General features: G+C 62.0%; 19 protein-coding genes. 11 read left to right on the top strand and 8 right to left on the bottom strand.

Going from position 1 to position 23,169, the window contains the following annotated elements:
• Window positions 1-43: 43 nt before the first annotated feature.
• Entirely contained in the window at window positions 44-634 is a 591-nt protein-coding gene (locus J2X19_RS25405; protein ID WP_310377205.1) for a YqiA/YcfP family alpha/beta fold hydrolase, read from the bottom strand.
• A 112-nt stretch (window positions 635-746) separates the two neighbouring features.
• Between J2X19_RS25405 and J2X19_RS25400 the strand changes: the two genes are divergently transcribed.
• From J2X19_RS25400 to J2X19_RS25380, 5 genes are all read left to right on the top strand, one after another.
• Window positions 747-2,288, top strand: a complete 1,542-nt coding sequence (locus J2X19_RS25400) for a GGDEF domain-containing protein (protein ID WP_116608946.1) — start codon at window positions 747-749, stop codon at window positions 2,286-2,288.
• 52 nt (window positions 2,289-2,340) lie between these two features.
• The gene (gene rodA / locus J2X19_RS25395; protein WP_310377204.1) at window positions 2,341-3,495 is read left to right on the top strand and encodes a rod shape-determining protein RodA; all 1,155 of its coding nucleotides are present in this window, start codon (window positions 2,341-2,343) and stop codon (window positions 3,493-3,495) included.
• A gap of 61 nt (window positions 3,496-3,556) precedes the next feature.
• The gene (gene tldD / locus J2X19_RS25390) at window positions 3,557-5,029 is read left to right on the top strand and encodes a metalloprotease TldD (protein ID WP_310377203.1); all 1,473 of its coding nucleotides are present in this window, start codon (window positions 3,557-3,559) and stop codon (window positions 5,027-5,029) included.
• Window positions 5,030-5,257: 228 nt separating this feature from the next.
• Window positions 5,258-6,379, top strand: coding sequence for a 3-deoxy-7-phosphoheptulonate synthase (locus J2X19_RS25385; protein WP_116608949.1), 1,122 nt, complete (start codon window positions 5,258-5,260; stop codon window positions 6,377-6,379).
• Between the two features lie 88 nt (window positions 6,380-6,467).
• A complete protein-coding gene (locus J2X19_RS25380; RefSeq protein WP_310377202.1) occupies window positions 6,468-7,325 on the top strand; it encodes a hypothetical protein in 858 nt (285 codons plus the stop codon).
• 51 nt (window positions 7,326-7,376) lie between these two features.
• On the opposite strand, the gene mpl is transcribed toward J2X19_RS25380, so the two are convergent.
• On the bottom strand, window positions 7,377-8,747 hold the full coding sequence (gene mpl, locus J2X19_RS25375; RefSeq protein WP_310377201.1) for a UDP-N-acetylmuramate:L-alanyl-gamma-D-glutamyl-meso-diaminopimelate ligase: 1,371 nt from the start codon (window positions 8,745-8,747) through the stop codon (window positions 7,377-7,379).
• A gap of 64 nt (window positions 8,748-8,811) precedes the next feature.
• Between mpl and J2X19_RS25370 the strand changes: the two genes are divergently transcribed.
• The 6 genes from J2X19_RS25370 to J2X19_RS25345 all read left to right on the top strand — a co-directional run bounded on the left by J2X19_RS25370 (window position 8,812) and on the right by J2X19_RS25345 (window position 13,877).
• The gene (locus J2X19_RS25370; RefSeq protein WP_310377200.1) at window positions 8,812-9,402 is read left to right on the top strand and encodes a hypothetical protein; all 591 of its coding nucleotides are present in this window, start codon (window positions 8,812-8,814) and stop codon (window positions 9,400-9,402) included.
• Window positions 9,399-9,947, top strand: coding sequence for a TlpA family protein disulfide reductase (locus tag J2X19_RS25365; protein WP_310377199.1), 549 nt, complete (start codon window positions 9,399-9,401; stop codon window positions 9,945-9,947). Before J2X19_RS25370 ends, J2X19_RS25365 begins: the two co-directional genes overlap by 4 nt.
• 137 nt (window positions 9,948-10,084) lie before the next feature.
• Entirely contained in the window at window positions 10,085-10,540 is a 456-nt protein-coding gene (accB, locus tag J2X19_RS25360; RefSeq protein WP_092762684.1) for an acetyl-CoA carboxylase biotin carboxyl carrier protein, read from the top strand.
• Window positions 10,541-10,561: 21 nt separating this feature from the next.
• Window positions 10,562-11,911, top strand: a complete 1,350-nt coding sequence (gene accC, locus J2X19_RS25355; RefSeq protein ID WP_116608954.1) for an acetyl-CoA carboxylase biotin carboxylase subunit — start codon at window positions 10,562-10,564, stop codon at window positions 11,909-11,911.
• Window positions 11,912-11,924: 13 nt separating this feature from the next.
• Window positions 11,925-12,809 (top strand): 50S ribosomal protein L11 methyltransferase, encoded by an 885-nt coding sequence (gene prmA, locus J2X19_RS25350; RefSeq protein WP_310377198.1) that lies wholly within the window; start codon window positions 11,925-11,927, stop codon window positions 12,807-12,809.
• Window positions 12,810-12,848: 39 nt separating this feature from the next.
• Window positions 12,849-13,877 carry a DUF3426 domain-containing protein gene (locus J2X19_RS25345; protein ID WP_310377197.1) on the top strand — a complete coding sequence of 343 codons (1,029 nt, stop codon included), beginning with the start codon at window positions 12,849-12,851 and terminating at the stop codon, window positions 13,875-13,877.
• A gap of 60 nt (window positions 13,878-13,937) precedes the next feature.
• Here the strand turns inward: J2X19_RS25345 and J2X19_RS25340 are convergent, their stop codons facing one another.
• The 6 genes from J2X19_RS25340 to J2X19_RS25315 all read right to left on the bottom strand — a co-directional run bounded on the left by J2X19_RS25340 (window position 13,938) and on the right by J2X19_RS25315 (window position 23,136).
• On the bottom strand, window positions 13,938-14,546 hold the full coding sequence (locus J2X19_RS25340; RefSeq protein ID WP_310377196.1) for a histone: 609 nt from the start codon (window positions 14,544-14,546) through the stop codon (window positions 13,938-13,940).
• Between the two features lie 173 nt (window positions 14,547-14,719).
• Entirely contained in the window at window positions 14,720-15,922 is a 1,203-nt protein-coding gene (locus J2X19_RS25335; protein WP_310377195.1) for a ribonucleotide-diphosphate reductase subunit beta, read from the bottom strand.
• Window positions 15,923-16,065: 143 nt separating this feature from the next.
• Entirely contained in the window at window positions 16,066-19,005 is a 2,940-nt protein-coding gene (locus tag J2X19_RS25330) for a ribonucleoside-diphosphate reductase subunit alpha (protein WP_310377194.1), read from the bottom strand.
• Window positions 19,006-19,397: 392 nt separating this feature from the next.
• On the bottom strand, window positions 19,398-20,024 hold the full coding sequence (gene ampD, locus J2X19_RS25325; protein WP_310377193.1) for a 1,6-anhydro-N-acetylmuramyl-L-alanine amidase AmpD: 627 nt from the start codon (window positions 20,022-20,024) through the stop codon (window positions 19,398-19,400).
• Window positions 20,005-21,474, bottom strand: a complete 1,470-nt coding sequence (locus J2X19_RS25320; RefSeq protein ID WP_310377192.1) for a sigma-54-dependent transcriptional regulator — start codon at window positions 21,472-21,474, stop codon at window positions 20,005-20,007. Before J2X19_RS25320 ends, ampD begins: the two co-directional genes overlap by 20 nt.
• 3 nt (window positions 21,475-21,477) lie before the next feature.
• A complete protein-coding gene (locus J2X19_RS25315) occupies window positions 21,478-23,136 on the bottom strand; it encodes a sensor histidine kinase (protein WP_310377191.1) in 1,659 nt (552 codons plus the stop codon).
• Between the last annotated feature and the right edge of the window lie 33 nt (window positions 23,137-23,169).

The raw sequence follows: 23,169 nt of genomic DNA, 5'->3' as shown, positions 1-23,169 counted from the left end.
GGGCCGAATTCTCCCATGCGGCGCGGCCGGTCCGATTTGGCGCTCAGATGCTGAGCAGGTCAAGAAACGCAAATATGCCGTCGATATGCGCGTCGAAGTCGCTCAGGGCGTGGTCGCCGCCCTCCAGCAGCAGGGGCTGGGCGCTGGCGTAGCGGGCTGCCATTTCGCGCCAGTCCAGCACCTCGTCGCCCTTGGCGATGATGGTCCGGCAGCGCTCGGGTGGGGGCTGGTTGTGCAGGGTCAGGGCCTGCAACTCGCCAATAAAGGCGGGTTCGAAGAAAAACCGCTCTTCGGGGTTTTGCCAGCTGGTCTGCTCGCCGATGTACCTGGCCAGGTCCCGCGCTGGGTCTACCGCGGGATTCAGCAGCACCGATTTGCAGCCGGTGTGCTCTGCCACCCAGGTGGCATAAAAGCCGCCCAGGGACGAACCGATCACGGCCATGGTTGGCCGCGGCCAGTCGGCAATGCCTTGCTGCACCAGGGCCATGGCCGCCTGCGGGGATGGCGGCAGTTGCGGACACCACCAGGTGACGGCGGGGTGCTGGGTTTGCACCCGTTGCGCCACCTGCCGGGCCTTGGCCGATTGGGGCGACGAGCGAAAGCCGTGGAGGTACAGCAAATGGGTGACAGGCATAAGCTAATGCTAGCAAACATAAGCGGTTTCTTGCCTTGGATTTGCCGGGTTTACCAGATACGATCAGCGTCTTTGGGGGCGAGTGCCCATGACAGATTTAACTGCGAGTCCCATGGCTGATCGATCTCCTAGTGAAATTGCGCGCGAAACATTCAAGCAGCTGAGTCTCAAAAAGCTGGCGCCTACGCCTGAGAACTACCAAGCCCTGTACCACGAGGTGGCTGGCACCCTGCCCCCGGCCCATTTCCCGTTTGACCGGCTGCGGCAAATCTCGGCCGCCCTGCCCGCCAAGAACCCGGGCCAGCAAAAGCAATGTGGCCTGCTGGAGTCGGCGATTTCCCAGCGCAGCTGGGAGGGTGTGCAAAACGCCTTGGTGGGCTACGCCGGCTTCGGCATGGTGGCACCCACGGTATCGGACAGCGGGCTGGCACCCCTGGCTGCCAGCCCGCATAGCAACCCGGCGCTGACCCCCGAATTCATGGAGCAGATCGCGCGCCTGATCGACAACGCGCTGCCGGCCCTGGGCACCGACGACGACCGCTTTCTCGAGCAGGCCCGCGAGCTGCTGGCCTTCATCCGCCAGCCGGTGCCCGACCTGCCGCGCACCAAGACCATGCTGGCCAACTTCAGCCACCGCCTGTCGTTCACCGCCGAGGACCAGGCTGAAATCAAGATCGTGCTGCTGCAGCTCTTGCACCTGGTGTTCACCAACATCGGTGAGCTCTGCATAGACGACCAGTGGCTCAAGGGCCAGATCGATGCGCTGATGGAGGCCTCGACCCCGCCATTGAGCCTGCGCCGGCTGGACGACGTGCAGCGGCGTCTGGTCGATGTGATTGCCAAGCAGGCCGAGGCCAAAACCCGGGCGCACGAGGCACAGACCCAGATGCGCGAGCTGCTGGTGGCGTTTGTCGACCGGCTGTCCCTGATGGGCGAATCCAGCGGCGTCTACCAGGTGCGGATCGAAGAGTGCGCGCGCCAGATCGAGCAGGTCACATCGATAGAAGAATTGGCGCCGGTGCTGCAAAGCGCGCTCAGCGCCACCCGCAGCATGGCGCTGGACACCCAGAATTCGCGCGAGCAGCTGCAGTTCATGCGCGATAAAACCGAGCAGGCCGAGGCCGAAATCAGCAAACTGCATCTGGAGCTGGACCGGGTCAGCGCCCAGGCACGGCACGACCCCTTGACCGGTGCCCTGAACCGCCGCGGCCTGGACGAAGCCATCCAGCGCGAAATTTCCCGGGCCATGCGCAAAGACACGCCGCTGTGCCTGGCGCTGCTCGACATCGACAACTTCAAGAAGCTCAACGACGACCTGGGCCACGAAGCCGGCGACGCCGCCTTGACCCATCTGGCCGACGTGACCCGTGCTTCCATGCGGCCCCAGGACACCCTGGCCCGGTTTGGCGGCGAAGAGTTTGTGATCGTGCTGCCCGATACCGGGCTGGAGCTGGGGGTGCTTGCCCTGACCCGCTTGCAGCGTGAACTGACCAAGAAGTTCTTTCTGCGCGACAACCAGAAGGTGTTGATCACCTTCAGCGCCGGCGTGGCGCAGCTGGCCACCGGTGAGTCGGGCGTGGACTGCATCAAGCGCGCCGACCAGGCCATGTACCTGGCCAAGCGCACCGGCAAGAACCGCGTGCTGGCCGGGTAGGTGTTCCCGCTGAATGTTGGGGGCTGGTTCGTTGCCAGCGCGATAATCCGGTATGTCTGTCGTTTTTGAAAAATCCCCGCTGTGGCAGCGTGTCATGCCCATGTTCCGTGGCTTTGACGGGCCGCTGGCGTTTGCGGTGTTCATGCTGGTCTGCGCAGGCCTGCTCACCATGTATTCGTCGGGCTACGACCACGGCACGCGCTTCGTGGACCACGGCCGCAATATGCTGCTGGCCGGCACGATTCTGTTCGTGGTGGCGCAAATCCCGCCACAGCGCCTGATGGCGCTGGCGGTGCCGATGTACACCCTAGGCGTGGCCCTGCTGATTGCGGTGGCCATTTTTGGCATCACCAAGAAGGGCGCGCGGCGCTGGCTGAACCTGGGCATCATCATCCAGCCCAGCGAAATTTTGAAGATCGCCATGCCCTTGATGCTGGCCTGGTGGTTCCAGCGGCGCGAAGGTCAGCTGCGGCCGCTGGACTTTCTGGTCGGGGGCTTGCTGCTGGCCGTGCCGGTGGCGTTGATCGTCAAACAGCCCGATCTGGGCACGGCGATTCTGGTCATGACCACCGGCTTGTCGGTGCTGTTTTTTGCCGGCCTGAGCTGGAAGCTGATCGTGCCGCCGGTGCTGCTGGGGCTGGTAGGCATAGGCCTGCTGGTCTGGAACGAGCCGGCGCTGTGTGCCGACGGCGTACGTTGGGTGGTGCTGCACGACTACCAGCAGCAACGCATCTGCACGCTGCTGGACCCGAGCCGCGACCCGCTGGGCAAGGGCTTTCACATCATCCAGGGCATGATCGCCATCGGCTCGGGCGGGGTGACGGGCAAGGGCTTCATGCAGGGTACGCAAACCCATCTGGAATTCATCCCCGAGCGCACCACCGACTTCATCTTTGCCGCCTTTTCCGAAGAGTTCGGCCTGATCGGCAACCTGCTGCTGATCGCCGGCTTCCTGTTTCTGGTGCTGCGCGGCCTGGTGATTGCGATGGATGCGCCGACCATGTTCTCGCGCCTGCTGGCGGGCAGCGTGACGCTGATCTTTTTTACCTACGCCTTCGTCAATATGGGCATGGTCAGCGGCATCTTGCCGGTGGTGGGTGTGCCCTTGCCCTTCATCAGCTACGGCGGTACCGCCATGGTCACGCTGGGGCTGGGGCTGGGGATTTTGATGTCGATTGCCAAGGCGCGGCGCCTGGTGCAATCCTGAGTCGCGGCGGGGTATGGCCGATGGCACAACGCCGGCCTTGGGCCAAGCCTAAAATGGCCCGATGATCTCTCGCGAACCCACACTCGAACGCCTCGCCATTGCCCAATCGCTCCTGCTGGAGCCCTTTGGTCTGACGCCCGCCCACCTCAGCCGCGCGCTGGCCGAAATCACCGCCCACAAGGTGGACGATGCCGATCTGTACTTCCAGTACACCCGCAGCGAAGGCTGGAGCCTGGAGGAGGGCATCGTCAAGACCGGTTCCTTCAGCATCGACCAGGGTGTGGGCGTACGGGCCGTCAGCGGCGAGAAAACCGCCTTCGCCTATTCCGACGATATCTCTGAGGCCTCGCTGCTGGATGCCGCCCGCACTGTGCGGTCCATTTCGGCTGCAGCGCAGACAAAGCGTGCGAAGGTAACTACACAAAAAGTAGCAAAAGGGCGTAGCCTGTACCCTGGCGTCGACCCGATTGCCTCGCTGGACAGCACGGCCAAGGTCAAGCTGCTGGAGCGGGTGGAAAAACTGGCCCGTGCCAAAGACCCGCGCGTCGCCCAGGTGATGGCCGGCCTGGCCGCGGAATACGATGTGGTGATGGTGGCCCGTGCCGATGGCACGCTGGCCGCCGATGTGCGCCCGCTGGTGCGCCTGAGCGTCACGGTGATCGCCGAGGCCACGGTCAAGGGCGTGGTGCGCCGCGAGATGGGCTCGGGTGGCGGCGGTGGCCGCTTCGGCCTGGCCTATTTTGACGACGCCATGCTCAACGAATACGTGGATGCCGCCGTGCACGCAGCCCTGACCAACCTCGAGTCCCGCCCGGCCCCGGCCGGCGTGATGACGGTGGTGCTGGGCTCGGGCTGGCCCGGCATTCTGTTGCACGAAGCCATCGGCCATGGGCTGGAAGGCGACTTCAACCGCAAGGGCTCCAGTGCCTTCAGCGGCCGCATCGGCCAGCGTGTCGCGGCCAAGGGCGTGACGGTATTGGACGACGGCACGATTGCCGACCGCCGTGGTTCGCTGAACGTGGACGACGAAGGCTGCGCCAGCCAGCGCAATGTGCTGATCGAAGACGGCATCTTGAAGGGCTACATCCAGGACGCAATGAATGCGCGCCTGATGGGCGTCAAGCCTACCGGCAACGGCCGGCGCGAGAGCTATGCGCACATCCCGATGCCCCGCATGACCAATACCTACATGCTGGGGGGCGACAAAGACCCGCAGGAAATCATCGCCAGCATCAAGAAGGGCTTGTACGCCAGCAACTTCGGCGGTGGCCAGGTGGACATCACCTCGGGCAAGTTTGTGTTCTCGGCCAGCGAAGCCTACTGGGTGGAAAACGGCAAGATCCAGTACCCGGTGAAGGGCGCAACCATTGTCGGCAGCGGCCCCGAATGCCTGAAGAAAGTCAGCATGATTGGCAACGACATGAAGCTCGATCCCGGCGTCGGCACCTGCGGCAAAGAGGGCCAGAGCGTGCCGGTGGGCGTAGGCCAGCCGACCCTGCGCATCGACGGCTTGACGGTGGGCGGCACGGCCTGAGGGCTTACCCGGTTTAGCCTACACCCATCTCTGTGTTACATTGAAACGCTATGCAGCAGCACGTATTTGCCTACTTTTACTTTTGGTTCTCGGTCCCCGGCGGATGAGAGGCGTGTCTGTAAGCAAGTAAAGCCCTTCATAAAAACCGCCGGAGTCTCACCACTCCGGCGGTTTTTTTTTGCCCCACCATTTTTTCAACTTATTTTTATACCCACAGGAGCGCAGCCCATGAATGCCAAAGCCCACCCCACCAGCGACAGCTGGTATGCGAGCGTCGAAAAAACCAGCCAAACCGACGACGAACGCATCAAGGACATTACCGTGCTACCTCCTCCAGAACATCTGATCCGCTTCTTCCCCATCCGCGGCACACCCGTGGAATCGCTGATCACCACCACCCGCAAGAACATCCACAACATCATGGCCGGCACCGACGACCGCCTGCTGGTGGTGATTGGCCCGTGCTCCATCCACGACCCGATGGCGGCACTGGAGTACGCGCGCCGCCTGAAGGCCCAGCGTGAGAAATACGCCGACACGCTGGAGATCGTGATGCGCGTCTACTTCGAAAAGCCCCGCACCACCGTGGGCTGGAAGGGCCTGATCAACGACCCCTACCTGGACGAAACTTACCGCATCGACGAAGGTCTGCGCATCGCCCGCCAACTGCTGATCGACATCAACCGCCTGGGCTTGCCCGCCGGCAGCGAGTTCCTGGACGTGATTTCGCCCCAGTACATCGGCGACCTGATCGCCTGGGGCGCGATTGGCGCGCGCACCACCGAGAGCCAGGTGCACCGCGAGCTGGCTTCCGGCCTGTCCGCGCCTATCGGCTTCAAGAACGGCACCGATGGCAATATCCGCATCGCCACCGACGCCATCCAGGCAGCAGCCCGCGGCCACCACTTCCTGTCGGTGCACAAGAACGGCCAGGTCGCCATCGTGCAAACCAATGGCAACAAGGACTGCCACGTGATCCTGCGCGGCGGCAAAGCGCCCAATTACGATGCCGCCAGCGTGGCTGCCGCCTGTGCCGAGCTGTCCGCCGCCAAGATGCCGGCCACCCTGATGGTCGATTGCAGCCATGCCAACAGCAGCAAGCAGCACGAAAAGCAGATCGAAGTGGCGCGCGACATCGCCGGGCAAGTCGCCGGTGGTTCGCGCCAGGTTTTCGGCCTGATGGTGGAAAGCCACCTGGTCGAAGGTGCACAAAAGTTCACTCCTGGCAAAACAGACCAGCAATCCTTGGAATATGGCCGTAGCATTACAGATGCCTGCCTGGGTTGGGACCAATCCCTGCAGACGCTGGATATCCTGTCCGAGGCGGTCAAAGCACGCCGGGCAGGATGAACCTCAACATTGGAGGAACGCTATGGCATTGGATCGACCTATATTTTGGCTAGGGGTAGCGGGCCTCTCGCCACCGCAAAGGGCGGCATTGCTGGGCTTCCTTCCCTATGAGCCGGGCAGTCTGCCGGCCTGGCGTGTGGCCCGCTTCGAAGAGGCCGATGCCTGGTGCGTGAGTGGCCAGGCTGCCCAGTTGCAGGACGATGGCGTGCTGGCGATTCCCGACAGTCGGCGGGCCGCACCGCCGCTGCAGCTGCAGCTGGAGGCGGTAGATCGCCCGATGGCCTTCACCACGCCGCTGGCCTCGCAAGAGATCGAGCCTTTGACCACCTTCGACCCCGAGTCCGAGCGTGCGGTGCAGATGGTGTTGAAGAAGTTCGAGGTCTGGCTGCAGCCCTTGCGGGCCCAGTATTTCCTGGGGGCGCTGCTGTACCAGACCCTGGGCGGATTGCGGAATGCGGTCTATGAGGTGGTGCACCAATCGGTGCTGCTGGCGGTGGTGGATCTGCCTCGGCGCCGCGTCGACTACCGTGTGGATGCCAGCCCGGTGCAGCTAGAGCAGGCCAGTTGGACGCAGCGCGCAGCTTCGACCGACGGCTTGCCGCCGCGCTTCAAGCGTGCGGGCTTGGTCGAGGTGATGTGGCAGTTTGCCCAGCACTCGGCCGTCGACTTGCTGCCTGCGGTCTACCACACCGAATTGATCCGCCTGGTGCGACCGCCCCAGGTGCCCCCATCCTGGTTGAAAGAGTCTTTGCGTACGGTACTGCAGGCCCTGGCGGCTGGCCCGACCAGCATGGCGCAGCTGCAAAAAAGTGGCTTGAACCCCGGCCAGTTGGCGCGCGACCTGGCCGGTTTGTATTTTGACGGCGCCATCACCACCGCGGCTGGCGACATGGCCTGGTTGCCATCGGCCAACGTGCTGTTGTCCGACCGTGGCCTGCTCTTCTGAAATTTAAGTAAAAAGTGCTGCTGGCGCTTATTTCATAAGCGCCAGCAGCTACTATTTTTGTAGTGCCTGCAGCAGCTTGGCGTGGATGCCGCCAAAGCCGCCGTTGCTCATGCAGAGAATATGGTCGCCCGGCTTTGCGGCTGCCAGCACCTGGTCCACCAGCGCGTCGATGCTGTCGGCAACCTGGGCTCTGGCGCCCATGGGCTCCAGAGCGCTGCGCGCATCCCAGCCCAGCCCGCCCGTATGGCAGAACGCCAGGTCTGCATCCTCCAGGCTCCAGGGCAGCTGGGCCTTCATGGCGCCCAGTTTCATGGTGTTGCTGCGCGGCTCGAAGACCGCCAGGATGCGCTGTGTGGGGCCGACGCGGCGGCGCAGGCCGTCCACCGTGGTGCGGATGGCCGTCGGGTGGTGGGCAAAGTCGTCGTACACCGTGATGCCGCGCACTGTGTCGAGCACTTCCATGCGCCGCTTTACGTTCTGGAATTCGCCGAGAGCGCGGGCTGCGATGGCCGGCGTCACACCCAGATGGTCGGCTGCGGCGATGGCGGCCAGCGCGTTGAGCTGGTTGTGGACGCCACCCAATGCCCATTCCACCGTGGCCGCGCGCTCGCCGCGCTGCAGCACTTCGAAGTGGTGGGGCTCACCCCGGGCGGTGAAGTCGCTGACGGCGGCGCCAAAGCTGCGTACCTCGCTCCAGCAGCCCTGGTGCAGCACGCGTGTCAGGCTTTCCTCCAGGCCGTTCACCACCACCCGCCCAGTGGCGGGCACGGTACGCAGCAGATGGTGGAACTGCCGTTCGATGGCCGCCAGGTCGTCAAAAATATCGGCGTGGTCGAATTCCAGGTTGTTCAGCACCGCGGTGCGCGGGCGGTAGTGGACGAACTTGCTGCGCTTGTCGAAGAACGCGGTGTCGTATTCGTCCGCCTCGATCACAAAGCTGCTGCCCGCGCCCAGACGGGCCGACACGCCAAAGTTCAAAGGCACTCCGCCGACCAAGAATCCTGGCTGCTGGCCCGCATATTCCAGAATCCAGGCCAGCATCGCGGTGGTGGTGGTTTTGCCGTGGGTACCGGCCACAGCCATCACATGCCGACCCTGCAGCACATGCTCGGCCAGCCACTGCGGCCCGCTGGTGTAGGGCAGGCCGGCGTCCAGAATCGCTTCCATCAGCGGGAACTTGGGGCTGCCGTCGGCCAGACGGGCCCGGGACACCACGTTGCCGACCACGAACATATCGGGCTTGAGTGCCAATTGGTCGGACGAGAAGCCTTCGATCAGGCCAATGTCCAGTGCCCGCAGCTGGTCGCTCATGGGCGGATACACCCCCGCATCGCAACCTGTGACACGGTGGCCGGCCTCCCGTGCCAAAGCCGCCAAACCGCCCATGAAGGTGCCGCAAATACCCAGAATATGAATGTGCATGCGCAGATTTTAGAGGGCGGGGCCGGGGCAGGGGCGGGCCGGCAAAAGGTGCAAAATCCGGGACATGGATGCAATGACCTCTGAAATTGCCGCAACCGCCGCCCGTTTGGTTGTGGAGGAAGGGCTGGAATACGGCCCCGCCAAGCGCCGCGCCGTGGCCCAGCTGGGCATGGGCCGCGCGCCTTTGCCCGGCAATGACGTGCTGGAAGACGCGGTGCGCGAATATATAGAGCTGTTCTGCGGCGACACCCAGCCCGAAGAGCTGCGGGCATTGCGGGTGCTGGCGCTGACCTGGATGGAGCGCATGGCCCATTTCCGGCCGCATTTATGCGGTGCGGTATGGTTTGGCACGGCGACCCGCTTGTCCGACATCAGCATCCAGATGTTTTGCGATGACCCCAAGTCGGCCGAGATCGCGTTGATTGACCACCGTGTGCCCTATGAACCGACAACTATTACCGGATTTCGTGGCGACGCGGTCGAGGCTCTGAGCTTTGCCAGCCGCAGTCCCGAACTGGACGTGGTGGTGGGTGTGCATCTCATGGTGTATGACCTGGATGACCTTCGGGGGGCTTTAAAGCCTGACAGCAAAGGCCGTACGCCGCGCGGGGACATCGCCGCGGTGCGCCGATTGCTGCAGGATACGGCGCCATGAACACAGTTACTTCTTCTCCGACCGCCCTCCAGCGCCGCCGCCTCCTGGCTGCCGTGGCCGCCACTGCCGGACTGGCCGGTGCGGGCTTGGCTTGGTGGCATTACCGGCCTGGCCCGGTGCTGGCCGATGCCGAAGAGGCGCTTTGGCGCCTGCGCCTGGACAGTCCGACCGGTGTCCCGCTGGAAATGCAGGCTTTTCGCGGGCGACCGGTGCTGCTGAACTTCTGGGCTACCTGGTGCCCGCCTTGCGTCGAAGAGCTGCCTTTGATTGACCGCTTCTTCAAGGAACATGCGGCCAACGGCTGGCAAGTGGTGGGCTTGGCGGTCGACCAATTGCCTGCAGTACAGGGCTTTCTGCAGAAGACACCGGTGAGTTTTCCGGTCGGGATGGCCGGTCTGGGCGGTACCGAGCTCGGGCGCTCCCTGGGTAATCTGACCGGCGGCCTGCCTTTTACCGTCGTGCTGGGTGCTAGCGGCGCAGTGCTTCATCGTAAAATGGGCAAGCTAAGCGCGGCCGACTTGCAGGTCTGGACCGCCTTGAAATAGGCAGTTTGATCCTTTCCACGCCCTTTTGACAGCGGCTTTGGAAGGTGATTTACAAATGAAATACAAGAAATAAGCGACCGTTCGACGGAATTGAGGTAGATTCCACCTCTTTTTGGTTGGTCGTGGCTGGAGGTTTTATGGATTTGCGCAAACTCAAAACGTTGATCGACTTGGTGTCTGATTCCAACGTGTCGGAACTCGAAATTACCGAAGCTGAAGGCAAGGTACGCATCGTCAAAGGCGGTGGTGCCATGGTGTACCAGGCCGCACCGCCGGCCATGATGGCCGCGCCCGTGGTCGATGTGGCCGCCCAGGCTGCAGCTGCGCCAGTGGCTGCACCGGCTGTAGAGGCTCCTACGGGCCATGTGGTCAAGTCCCCGATGGTGGGCACGTTCTACCGTTCGTCCAGTCCCGGCGCCAAGGCTTTTGTCGAAGTGGGCAGCCAGGTCAAGGAAGGCGAGACCATCTGCATCATCGAAGCGATGAAGATCTTGAATGAAATCGAAGCCGACAAGGCCGGTACCGTGGTGCAGATGCTGTGTGAAAACGGCCAGGCTGTGGAATACGGCCAGCCCTTGTTCGTGATTGAGTGAACCCACAGAGTTTGGTGGCGCATGTTTAAAAAAATACTGGTAGCAAATCGAGGCGAGATTGCCCTGCGTATCCAGCGGGCTTGCCGCGAGATGGGTATCAAGGCGGTCATGGTGTATTCCGAGGCTGACCGCGAAGCCAAGTACGTCAAATTGGCGGACGAAGCCGTGTGTATCGGCCCCGCCCCATCGGGTTTGAGTTACCTGAATATGCCTGCGCTGATTTCCGCGGCAGAGGTGACGGATGCGGAAGCCATCCACCCTGGCTACGGTTTCCTGAGCGAAAACGCGGATTTTGCCGAGCGCGTGGAAAAGAGCGGCTTCCAGTTCATCGGCCCTACGCCCGAGAACATCCGCATGATGGGCGACAAGGTGTCGGCCAAGCAGGCCATGATCAAGGCTGGTGTGCCCTGTGTGCCGGGCTCGGACGGCGAATTGCCGGACGATGCGGCAACCATCCGGCGCACGGCCAAGGCTGTCGGCTATCCGGTGATTATCAAAGCCGCCGGCGGCGGCGGCGGCCGTGGCATGCGCGTGGTGCATACCGAAGCGGCGCTGATCAATGCCGTGCAAATGACCAAGGCCGAGGCCAAGGCGGCATTCGGTAACGGTGCGGTCTATATGGAGAAGTACCTCCAGAATCCGCGCCACATCGAAATCCAGATTCTGGCCGACAAATTTAAGAACGTGGTGTACCTGGGTGAGCGCGACTGCTCGATGCAGCGCCGCCACCAGAAGGTGCTGGAAGAAGCGCCTGCGCCAGGCATTCCACGCAAGCTGATCGAACGTATCGGCGAACGCTGCGCTGCAGCCTGCAAGAAAATCGGCTACCGCGGCGCGGGCACGTTTGAGTTCCTGTATGAAAACGGCGAGTTCTACTTCATTGAAATGAACACCCGTGTGCAGGTCGAGCATCCGGTGACGGAATTGATCACCGGCGTGGATATCGTGCGGACCCAGATCATGGTGGCTGCAGGCGAGAAGCTGCCGTTTGCGCAACGTCAGATCACCATCAATGGCCATGCGATCGAGTGCCGTGTGAATGCGGAAGATCCGTATAAATTTACGCCGTCGCCGGGCCGCATCACGATGTGGCACCCACCGGGTGGCCCTGGAGTGCGGGTCGACTCGCATGTCTATACCAATTACTACGTGCCGCCGAATTACGACTCCATGGTCGGCAAGATCATCGTCCACGGCGATACGCGTGAGCAAGCCATGGCGCGCATGCGCACCGCGTTGCTGGAGACGGTGATCGAGGGTATCAACACCAATATCCCGCTGCACCGTGAGTTGATGGTCGATGCCAAGTTCATGGCGGGGGGCACCAACATCCATTATCTGGAAGAGTGGCTCTCGCAGCACAAACGTTAAGAGCGCGTCGCACATGTTTGAAATCAGCCTGATGTGCCCGCAAGACAGGGTCGAGACACTCAGCGATGCGCTGGATGCCTTGGATGCCCTGAGTGTCAGCGTGGAAGACGCAGATGCGCAGACCGATGCCGAGCAAGCCTTGTTTGGCGAGCCTGGTATGCCGCCGCCGCAAGACGGTTGGCAGCGTTCGCGTATCCAGGCGCTATTTGCATCCGAAGACTTGGCCCAGGACGCGCTGGCGGTGCTCAAGCTGCAGGATTTTTTTGCCGGCTGTGATGTGCTGGGGCTTTCCGTGGTGCCCGAGCAAGACTGGGTGCGGTTGACCCAATCGCAGTTTGCGCCGGTGGAGATTACCGCCGATTTCTGGATTGTTCCCACCTGGCATGAACCTCCTGCCCAGGCGACCAGGGTCATCCGGTTGGACCCGGGTCTGGCTTTTGGCACGGGCACACACCCCACGACCCGCATGTGCTTGCGCTGGATTGCCCGGCAGGGTGCCAACAGCCTCGCGCGGGTGCTCGACTACGGTTGCGGTTCGGGTATTTTGGCGATTGGGGCTGCCAAATACGGCGCTACGGATATCGATGCAGTGGATATCGACGAAGCGGCCGTGCAGTCCACCTTGCTTAACGCCGAGGCCAACCAGGTGCAGCTCAAGTCGGGTTTGCCAGACAAGGCTGTGGGCGGCTATCAGACGGTGCTGGCCAATATTTTGGCCACGCCGTTGAAAGTGCTGGCGCCATTGCTGTGCGCGCATGTTGCGCCTGGCGGTAGCTTGGTCTTGGCCGGTATTCTGGAGCGCCAGGTGGACGAACTGAAATCCGCCTATGCGCCCTGGGCTACGCTGGACGTAGCCGATCGCGAAGATGGCTGGGTACTGATGACGGCCCAGTTATAGGGCGCTTGTCATGTCCGGCTTGAACCACCACGATAGCCCATGGCATTGATCACCCGTTGCCCGGTGTGTGGGACGCTGTTCAAGGTCGTCCCCGATCAGTTGCGCATTTCGGAGGGTTGGGTTCGCTGCGGACACTGTGCCGAGATTTTCGATGCATCGGGTGATTTGCAGCAAAGCGACGCGGAACACCACAACGTCTATGCTGCAGATACTGTGCCGGAGCCTGCAGAGCCAGATGCTCCCGCATATATACCTGAGCCCGCGCCTGAGCCCATGGCGGATTCGCCGGAGTTAGCGCCAGAACTTACGGTTTTCACAGAAATACCTGTGCCGCCAGAGCCTGAGTTGGCCGTGTGGAACGCTGCACCGTCTCCGCCGCCAGAAGCCATTTCAGAGCTGGACATCCCGGTCGATTCGGAGTCGGAGTTGCTTTTAGCGGAGGACATAGCTGGCGTAGATGTGGCCGTCAGTGCAGAGGAAGATATTCCAAGCCCTGACGAGGATGTGGAGTCAGAGCCTCCTCAGGTCGCTGCTGATGCCGGTGCCTACTCCTTTGTCCGTGATGAGGTGCCGAGCACGATAGCGTCCAAGCCTGTGGTGTATTGGCTGGGAGTCTGTTCCGTCTGTGTGCTGATGGTGCTGCTTGGTTTGCAGATAGTCGTCCATCAGCGTAATCGTTTGGCGGCGAACTGGCCCGAGAGCCGGTCTGGATTGCTGGGCTTATGCCAGCCCCTGGGTTGCACCATCGACCCGCTGCAGGAAATTGAATCCATTGTGATTGATAGTTCTACCTTGAGCAGCTTGCAAAATGGTGAGGCGTATCGCTTGAGCTTGGTACTGAAGAACCAGGCTCGGGTGGATCTCGCCATGCCGGCCATCGAATTTGTGCTGACCGATATCGACGAGCAAGCGGTATCCAAGCGGGTGCTGTCGCCCGTTGAGTTGGGGGCTGCATCCAGGGTCTTGTTTGCTGGCCGAGAGTGGACGACGTCGGTGGATTTGCGCGTTACGGATAAGGCTGGGAAGGCCCGTGTTGTGGGCTATCGCTTGCTGGCGTTTTACCCTTAGCGATTAAAAAAGGCCTGGCATCTTGCGATGCCAGGCCTGATACGGAGCGCAGTCGTCCGGTCAGGGCTTGCTGGCCGTCGGAAATGGCCATGCTGCTTGAGGGTTCAGCGTGGTTTGTGCCGATGCTGCGGCTGGAGCCGATGCAGGCTTTGCGGCTGGGGCTTTGGCTGCCTTTTTTGCAGCGGCCTTGGGAGCAGCAGCTTTTTTGGCAGGAGCGGCCTTCACTGCAACTGCAGCCTTCTTGGCAGGAGCTGCCTTTTTGGCTGGTGCTGCAGCTTTGGTCGCGGCCTTTTTCGCGGGGGCGGCAGCCTTCTTGGCGGGAGCTGCCTTTACGGGTGCGGCTTTGGCGGCAGCTTTTTTCGCGGGAGCGGCGGCCTTCTTAGCGGGAGCAGCTTTTTTCGCTGGTGCCGCTTTGACTGCTGCTTTCTTGGCTGGAGCGGCTTTCACTGCGACGGCTTTCTTGGCCGGAGCAGCTTTTTTCGCGGGAGCAGCCTTTACAGCGGCGGCTTTAACAGGCGCTGCCTTCTTGGCGGGAGCTGCTTTGACGGGGGCAGCCTTCTTTGCGACGGGTTTAGCCGGAGCTACTTTCTTTGCTGCGGCAGCCTTTACGGGAGCCGCTTTCTTTGCTGGAACGGCCTTTTTTGCGGCCGGTTTTTTTGCAGTTGCCATTATTTTCTCCTTGATCTGTTTACAAAGAGCACTTTATACCGATTGTTAGGCATAGAGCGATACATGGTGTTGGGCGAATGCCCAGCACCATGGACTCGGAAGCGCAAACGCGGCCATACATGGAATGGCTGGCTGGGGTTTGCGCGGTAGTGGATGGCATGGATCTGACGGGTTTAATCCCAAGAAAGCGCGCCGCCTGATTGGTACTCAATCACGCGGGTTTCGAAGAAATTGCGCTCTTTCTTCAGGTCGATCATTTCGCTCATCCACGGGAACGGATTTTCTTCGTGGGGGAAGCAGGCTTCTAGGCCGATTTGGGTGGCCCGGCGGTTGGCGATGTAGCGCAGATAGCCCTTGAACATGGACGCGTTCATGCCCAGCACGCCACGCGGCATGGTGTCTTCGGCGTACTGGTACTCCAGTTCCACCGCGCGCATGAACAGGTCTTTGATTTCGGTCTTGAACTCGGCCGTCCACAGGTGTGGGTTTTCCAGCTTGAGTTGGTTGATCAGATCAATGCCGAAGTTGCAGTGCATGGACTCGTCGCGCAGGATGTACTGGTATTGCTCGGCAGCACCTGTCATCTTGTTTTGGCGGCCCAGCGCCAGAATCTGCGTGAAGCCGACGTAGAAGAACAGGCCTTCCATCAGGCAGGCAAAAACGATCAGCGACTTCAGCAGCTTTTGGTCGTTCTCGGGCGTGCCGGTGTGGAAGTTGGGGTCCATGATCGCTTCGATGAAGGGGATCAGGAACTGGTCTTTATTGCGGATCGATGCGACCTCGTTGTAAGCGTTGAAGATCTCGCTTTCATCCAGGCCCAGCGACTCCACGATGTACTGGTAGGCATGGGTATGGATGGCTTCTTCAAACGCTTGGCGCAGCAGGAACTGGCGGCACTCGGGGGCCGTGATGTGGCGGTAGGTGCCCAGCACGATGTTGTTGGCAGCCAGCGAGTCGGCGGTGACAAAGAAGCCGAGATTGCGCTTGACGATGCGGCGCTCGTCTTCGGTCAGACCGTTCGGATCTTTCCACAGCGCGATGTCGCGCGTCATGTTGACCTCTTGCGGCATCCAGTGGTTGGCGCAGGATGCCAGGTATTTTTCCCAGGCCCATTTGTACTTGAACGGCACCAGTTGGTTCACGTCGGTCTGGCCGTTGATGATGCGCTTATCGGCGGCGTTGACGCGGCGTGCGGCCGTGGCTTGCACTGCAACATGGGCCGCGGCTACAGCGATGGCTGGCTGGGCTGCAACAGGTGTCGTGGTCGATGGGGCTGCTGCAGAAAAAGCAGTGTGTTGCTCCTCCCGGTTGATGGGTAAACCGAGGGTAGCTGCAGATGGCGGTGAGGGCTTGACTTCTTCGTCCCAGGTCAACATAGATTTTCCAATGCTAGGATTATGAGAGCGGCGCAGCGAAATGAAAAGTGCTCATTTTCAACACCGCAAATTTGTAGGGTTTGTGTTGCTCATGTGCATCGCAAAAAACCGGTTTTTGCGATGCACATCGGTCGGTCTGCGCTTTATTGGCAGGCTTCGCAACCAGGATCGTCGATTGCGCAGAATTTGATGTCGGTCGCAGGGCTTGCGCTCAGTGCGTCGGCATTCATTTGCTGGCGTGCCGCCATCGCAGCGGTGTCGATGGCGCTCATTTGCTGGCTCGGTGCCTGTCCCGATGAAACGGCATTCATACGTCCTGCTGCCACGGTGGATTTCTCTACGTGGGTGGCACTGCGGGTACGCAGGTAGTAGGTGGTTTTCAGGCCGCGCGTCCAGGCCAGCTTGTAGGTGTCGTCGAGCTTCTTGCCGGAGGCGCCGGCCATGTAGATATTCAGCGACTGGGCTTGGTCGATCCACTTCTGGCGGCGCGATGCGGCTTCGACCAGCCAGGTGGTCTCGACCTCGAACGCGGTGCGGTACAGGGCCTTGATCTCATTCGGCACGCGGTCGATGGATTGCAGCGAACCGTCGAAGTGCTTCAGGTCCATCAGCATCACGTTGTCCCACAGGCCCAGGCGCTTCAGGTCATGCACCAGGTAGCTGTTGATGACCGTGAACTCGCCCGACAGATTGGACTTGACCGACAGGTTGCCGAAGCAGGGTTCGATAGAGGCATCCACGCCGATGATGTTGGAGATGGTGGCCGTGGGCGCGATGGCGACGCAGTTGGAGTTGCGCATGCCATCGGCTTGGATCTTCTGGCGCAGCGAGCTCCAGTCCAGGGTCGCCGAGCGGTCCACATCGACATAGCCACCGCGGGCTTTGGCCAGCATGTCCAGGGTGTCCAGTGGCAGGATGCCCTGGTCCCACAGCGAACCCTTGTAGCTGGAATACTGGCCGCGTTCTTTGGCCAGCTCGCTGGACGCCCAGTAGGCGTAGTAGCAGATGGCTTCCATCGAGGTGTCGGCAAATGCGACGGCAGCTTCGCTGGCGTAGGGAATGCGCAGCGCGTACAGGCTGTCCTGGAAGCCCATCAGGCCCAGGCCGACCGGGCGGTGCAGCAGATTGGAGTCACGCGCCTTGTTGACCGCGTAGTAGTTGATGTCGATCACGTTGTCCAGCATGCGCATGGCCGTGGTAACTGTCTTCTTCAGCTTGTCATGGTTCAGTGTCTTGCTGCCATCGGCGGCGGTGACCAGGTGTTGCAGCAGGTTGACCGAGCCCAGGTTGCAGACCGCGGTTTCGGTGTCGCTGGTGTTTAGGGTGATTTCGGTGCAGAGATTGCTGGAGTGCACCACGCCAGCGTGCTGCTGTGGGCTGCGCACATTGCAGGCATCCTTGAACGTGATCCAAGGATGGCCGGTTTCGAACAGCATGGTCAGCATCTTGCGCCACAGATCGCTGGCGGGCAGGGTGCGCGAAGGCGTGATTTCACCGCGCTGGGCTTTGGCTTCGTAGGCTACATAAGCGGTTTCGAAGTCGGCGCCAAATTTGTCGTGCAAGTCCGGGGTATTGTTGGGCGAGAACAGGGTCCAGCTGCCGCCTTCCATGACGCGGCGCATGAACAGATCCGGCACCCAGTTGGCGGTGTTCATGTCGTGGGTGCGGCGGCGGTCATCGCCAGTGTTCTTGCGCAGTTCCAGAAACTCTTCGATGTCCAGATGCCAGGTTTCCAGGTAGGTGCAGACCGCGCCCTTGCGCTTGCCGCCCTGATTCACCGCCACGGCGGTGTCGTTGACCACCTTCAGGAAGGGCACCACGCCTTGGGATTCGCCGTTGGTGCCCTTGATGTGGCTGCCCAGGGCGCGCACACGGGTCCAGTCATTGCCCAGGCCGCCGGCAAACTTGGACAGCAAGGCGTTTTCCTTGATGGATTCGTAGATGCCGTCCAGATCGTCGGGCACCGTGGTCAGGTAGCAGGAGGACAGCTGGGGCCGCAGCGTGCCGCTGTTGAACAGCGTGGGCGTGCTGGACATGAAGTCGAACGACGACATGACTTCATAGAACTCGATGGCGCGGGCTTCGCGGTCGGTTTCGTTCAGTGCCAGGCCCATGGCGACGCGCATGAAGAAAGCCTGGGGCAGCTCGATACGGGTCTTGCGGATGTGCAGGAAGTAGCGGTCGTACAGGGTTTGCAGGCCCAGGTAGTCGAATTGCAGGTCGCGCTGCGGCTTGAGGGCGGCGCCCAGTTTTTGCAGGTCGTAGCCCAAGAGCTTGGCGTCCAGCAGCTCGGCGTCCACACCCTTCTGGATGTACTGGGGGAAGTAATCGGCATAGCGTTGGGCCAACTCGGCTTGCGTCAGGTCGGCACCCAGCACTTCCTTGGCGATGGTGTGCAGCAGCAGACGGGCGGTGGCGTAGGTGTAGTCGGGGTCGGTCTCGATCAGGGTCCGGGCAGCCAGGATGGCGGCTTTGTAGACCTCTTCCATGGGCACGCCGTCGTACAGGTTGCGCATGGTTTCTGCCACGATGGGGGCGGCGGTGACTTCGCTGCCCAGACCGGCGCAGGCCTGTTCAATCAATTGCTGCAGGCGGGCCGTGTCGAGGGCTACGCGCTGGCCGCCGTCCAGTACATGCAGCACGGGGGCTGCAGGCGCTTGTTCGATGGTTTGCTTGGCACGCTCCTGGGTGTGGCGTTCGCGGTACAGCACATAGGCGCGGGCGATTTCATGGTGGCCGCCGCGCATCAGGCCGAGTTCCACGTGGTCTTGCACGTCTTCGATGTGGAAGGTGCCGCCACCGGGACGTGAACGCACCAGTGCCCGAATAACACCTTGCGTCAGCGTGTCCACCACTTCGCGCACGCTGGCCGAAGCCGCACCCTGCGTGCCATGCACGGCCAGAAAGGCTTTCATCATGGCGATGGCAATCTTGCCCGGCTCAAATGGCACCACCGCGCCGTTGCGGCGGATGATCTGGTAGTGCGCCAGCATCTCGGGGGCGCTGGAGTCGCTGCGGTCGGTGCTGCGTGGAGCAGGTTGCAACGGCAGGGCGGCGGACGGGGTGTTCAATGCTGTTTGCATGGTTTCCTTGGTTCTATCGGTGTAAGGACGGTATGAGGAGGCTGAAACTGGCGGTGGATAGGCGCTAAAAATACGTTGCAAGTACCTTGGCTGCCACGCCGATGCAGTGGAATTGATCTGGCTTGCAGCACAAGTCGGACACTATATATAGGGTCTGGAATCAATTCAAGCCACTACCGGTAGTGTATCTCGACTGAAGTTGCGGCTCTTTGGGGCAGGCTTTAGGAGCGGTTCATGGCCAACCGGCCGGCAGGCTTTGTTCCATCAGGGCTGGAAAATTCAAACGCAGCAAACATGCGGCTTTGCAGGGGTTTTGCCTGGCATCGCGGCGTACTACCTGGCTTGGTGCAGATACCAGGGGCTCTGGGGAAAGTTGCCAGCCGTCTGCACTGTTACATTTTTTCTGCGTGAAGGCTACTTCGTACAGATGGGGGAAAACACCGGGTTTTCCAGCCCGTGCCACGCTGCACCGCCTGCCAGTCCAATCCCGCGCCTGGATCGTGCTTGCGATCCGGGGCGATGTGCTCATGGCCGGCAACGTGGCGGATCGGATAGGCCTGGGCGATGGCGGGCAAGAGGCTGGTCAGGGTTTCGTACTGTGCGGGCTCGAAGCTATCGCCTTCCAGTCCTTCCAACTCGATGCCTATGGAGTCGTCATTGCAGTTGCTACGGCCCCGGTAGTGCGAAGCGCCGGCATGCCAGGCGCGGTCGTCGCCACTGACAAACTGCCACAGCTCGCCATTGCGGCGGATATAAAAGTGCGCCGATACCTGCAGACCGCGAATGCTCTCAAAGTAAGGGTGGGCATTCCAGTCCAGCGTATTGCCGAACAGCGCCATGACTTCGTCGCCACCATACTGGCCGGGCGGCAGGCTAATGGAGTGCAGTACTACCAGGTCGGTGTGGGCTCCATCCGGGCGTGGGCCGAAATTCGGCGACCGCTGCTGGTGGGCAAACCGGTACCAGCCGCCAGACCACAAAGCGGCAGGGGCTGGCGGATTAGGCGTCATGGGGTTCATTGTCCTGTGGGGTGGCGATGTTCAACCGTTCGATGCGGTAGCGGATTTGGCGCAGGCTCAGGCCCAGCCGGTTCGCAGTGGCTGTGCGGTTGAAGCCGGTTTCATGCAGCACCTTGACCAGGATTTCGCGCTCCTGTTGGTCCAGGTAGGCTTGCAGGTCGGAGGGAATGGCGCCGGCGGGGGGCGGTGTTTGTTCGGAGCGGGCTTCGTCCTGCGGCAAGGAAGGCACGAGTGGCACTAGAGGGGCGGGCCCCCCCGTGGGCTCGAAATCCACGTGCAAGGCATCACCATCTCCCATGGCCACGGCCCGGTGCAGCAGGTTCTCCAGCTCCCGCACATTGCCGCTCAGCGGGTGGCAGGCCAGTTGCTCCAGTAGCTCGGGCGACAGCCGGGGCAGCGGCATGCCGGACTCGTGGGCAATCCGCGCCAGCAGGGCCTTGCACAGGGCCGGCAAGTCACCGCGGCGTTCCCGCAGTGGCGGGATGGCAATCTCGATCACATTCAGGCGGTAGTACAAATCCTGGCGGAAGCGTCCGGCCTTGACGTCGGCCGCCAGGTCCTTGTGGGTGGCGCTGACGATGCGCACGTCGACCGCATCCTCCTGGGTCGAGCCCAGCGGGCGTACGCTGCGCTCCTGGATGGCGCGTAGCAGCTTGGATTGCATGGCCAGCGGCAGATCGCCGATTTCATCCAGGAACAAGGTGCCGTCACGGGCCGCCTGGAAGTAGCCGGGCCGGTCTTGTGTGGCACCGGTGTACGAGCCTTTTTTGGCGCCAAAGAACTCGGCTTCCAACAGGTTCTCGGGGATCGCGCTGCAGTTCACCGCCACCAGCGGGCCGGCGGCGCGGTGGCTGTTGGCGTGCAGGGCCTGGGCTACCAGTTCCTTGCCGGTACCGGACTCGCCGCGCACCAGCACCGGGGCCATGCTGCGCGCCACCTTCACAATGCGCTGCTTCACCAGCTGCATGGCTTCGGAGTCACCTACCAATTTTTGTAGCGCCTCCTGCCCACCAGATATGCGCTGCGAAGGTTTTTCGGCATTAATTGTGGTGCGTGTGTTCTTGCCGTTGTCCTGGATGGCAGACGCCACGACTGCGCGAAACTGCTTCAGGTCCACGGGTTTGGTCAGGTAGTCAAAGGCGCCGGCCTTGAGTGCTTCCACCGCATTTTCGGCCGAGCCGTAGGCTGTCATGACGATGACCCGTTCGGGTCGCTGCTGGGCTTTCAGTTCCTGCAGCAACTCCAGCCCCAGTCCATCGGGCAAGCGCATATCGGTAATCACCACGTCGAAGCGGGTGTTGTGCAGCAATTGCCGGGCTTCCTGCAGATCGCCGGCGGTCTCGATGCGGTAGCCCTCGCGCAGCAGCGTCAGCTCGTACAGCGTGCGCAGGTCGGGCTCGTCGTCAACGACCAGGACGGTCGCGGCAGGGTTGGAAAGAGGCTGGGCCATGGGTTAAACCAGTTGGATGTCTTCAGGATGCGCAGGGCGTGCCGGTGGTTTGGGAGGCCTGAACTGCACAAAAAACTCATTGCCTTGCACCGCCAAGCCGTCGCGCATGCGGGCTGCACGCTGGTAGCCGATAGTGGCGCGGTGGCGCTCACACAGTTCCCTGCAAATATACAGACCCAGGCCGCTGGAACGACTCTCCGAGCTGAAAAAAGGCTCAAACAAATGCTGTTCCACCGCCTGCTCCATGGGCGGGCCGTCGCTCCAGACCTGCAGGCCGGACTGGCGGTTGGCGGCCAGGTGGGTGCTGACCTGGATCGCATCGGCCTGGTTGCTGGCATAGCGCAAGGCGTTGTCCAGCAGGTTCACCAATACGCGCCGCAGGTGTTCGGGATCGAAGTCCACCGGCAGGCCCAATGTGCCGGGCGTCACCTGGACCTGCCGGCGGGCTCTGTCGTGCAGCGACCAATCGCGGCAAATGCTTTCCGTAGCTTCGTCGAGCTGGGTTTGCATCGGCGTGCTGCGCTGGATGGCGTGCTGCGGCACCCGGGCGATTTCCAGCACCTCGTCGACAATTTTGGACAGCCGCAAGGCGTTTTGCCGCACCATGGCGGTCAACCGCTGCTGGGCCGGGTCGCTCAGGTCCTCTTCCAGCAAGGCATTGGCCTGGCTGATGGCGGCCAGGGGGTTGCGGATTTCATGTGCCACTGCTGCCGACATGCGGCCCATGGCGGCCATCTTCTCGGTGCGGAGCCGGGCCTCCATTTCGCGCAAATCGTGCAGGAACATCACGCACAGGCTTTCCGCCTGCACCTCGTGGGCTACCGTCAATCGGGTCCGCACCCGCACCCGGCGCGGGCTTTTGCCCGGGTACTGGACGCGGATATCGGCCTGCTGCGCCGTTTCGTCGCCAAAGGTTTTTTGGGCCAAGGCCAGCAGCGCCCGCCAGCCTGGTTCGCTGCCCAGCTGCAGCGGCGTGCGGTCGGTGCCGCCATCGGTGCCCAACAGCAGCCGGGCGGCCGGGTTGGCGGCCCGGGTGGCGCCGCTGGCATCCACCACCAGCACGCCATCGGTCAAGGCCTCGATCACCAATTCGTTGACATGGGTTTGCAGCCGCACATCCATCTGGCTGCGCCGGGCCAGCTGTTCTTCCCGGACCAGCCGGGCCGCCAGCTGGTTGACCAAAAATGCCAGGATGAAGTAGCCCATGCCGGTGAGCCCGCTTTGCACCAGCAAGGTGGTTTCGTCGCCCACCTGGTGGGTCGCGATGCGCCAGGTGTCGAGCAGCAATAACAGCAAAGTCATGCCTGCAGCGGTGCCCAGCGCCATGATGCGTGAGCCCAACACCGCCGCCAGCAAGACCGGCAGGCCTAACAAGGGGCTGTAATTGATGCCACCTAGCTGCATCAGCTGCAGGGCAGAGAACACCACGGCATCGATGCCTACCGTGCCGATCCAGAATTTGGCCGAGGGGCTTTCGGTCTGGCTGGGGCGGGTGCTGAGCCGCAACAACAAGGCACTGGCGAAGTAAGCCAGGCAAAACAATAGCAACCAAGGGGGAATTGGTTGGCCTAGTGCCAGCAAGGAGCTGTGCAGCAGCAGGATTGCCAGGGCAATCGTGACCCGCGCTGTCATGAAGCCATACCAGACCCGGGCCAGCGCCATAGGGTCGGCCTCGGGATCGGCTAACAGCAGGGG

The organism is Rhodoferax ferrireducens (assembly GCF_031458075.1).
GTDB lineage: Bacteria > Pseudomonadota > Gammaproteobacteria > Burkholderiales > Burkholderiaceae_C > Rhodoferax_B > Rhodoferax_B ferrireducens_A.
This window is presented reverse-complemented; position numbering and strand designations above follow the sequence as displayed.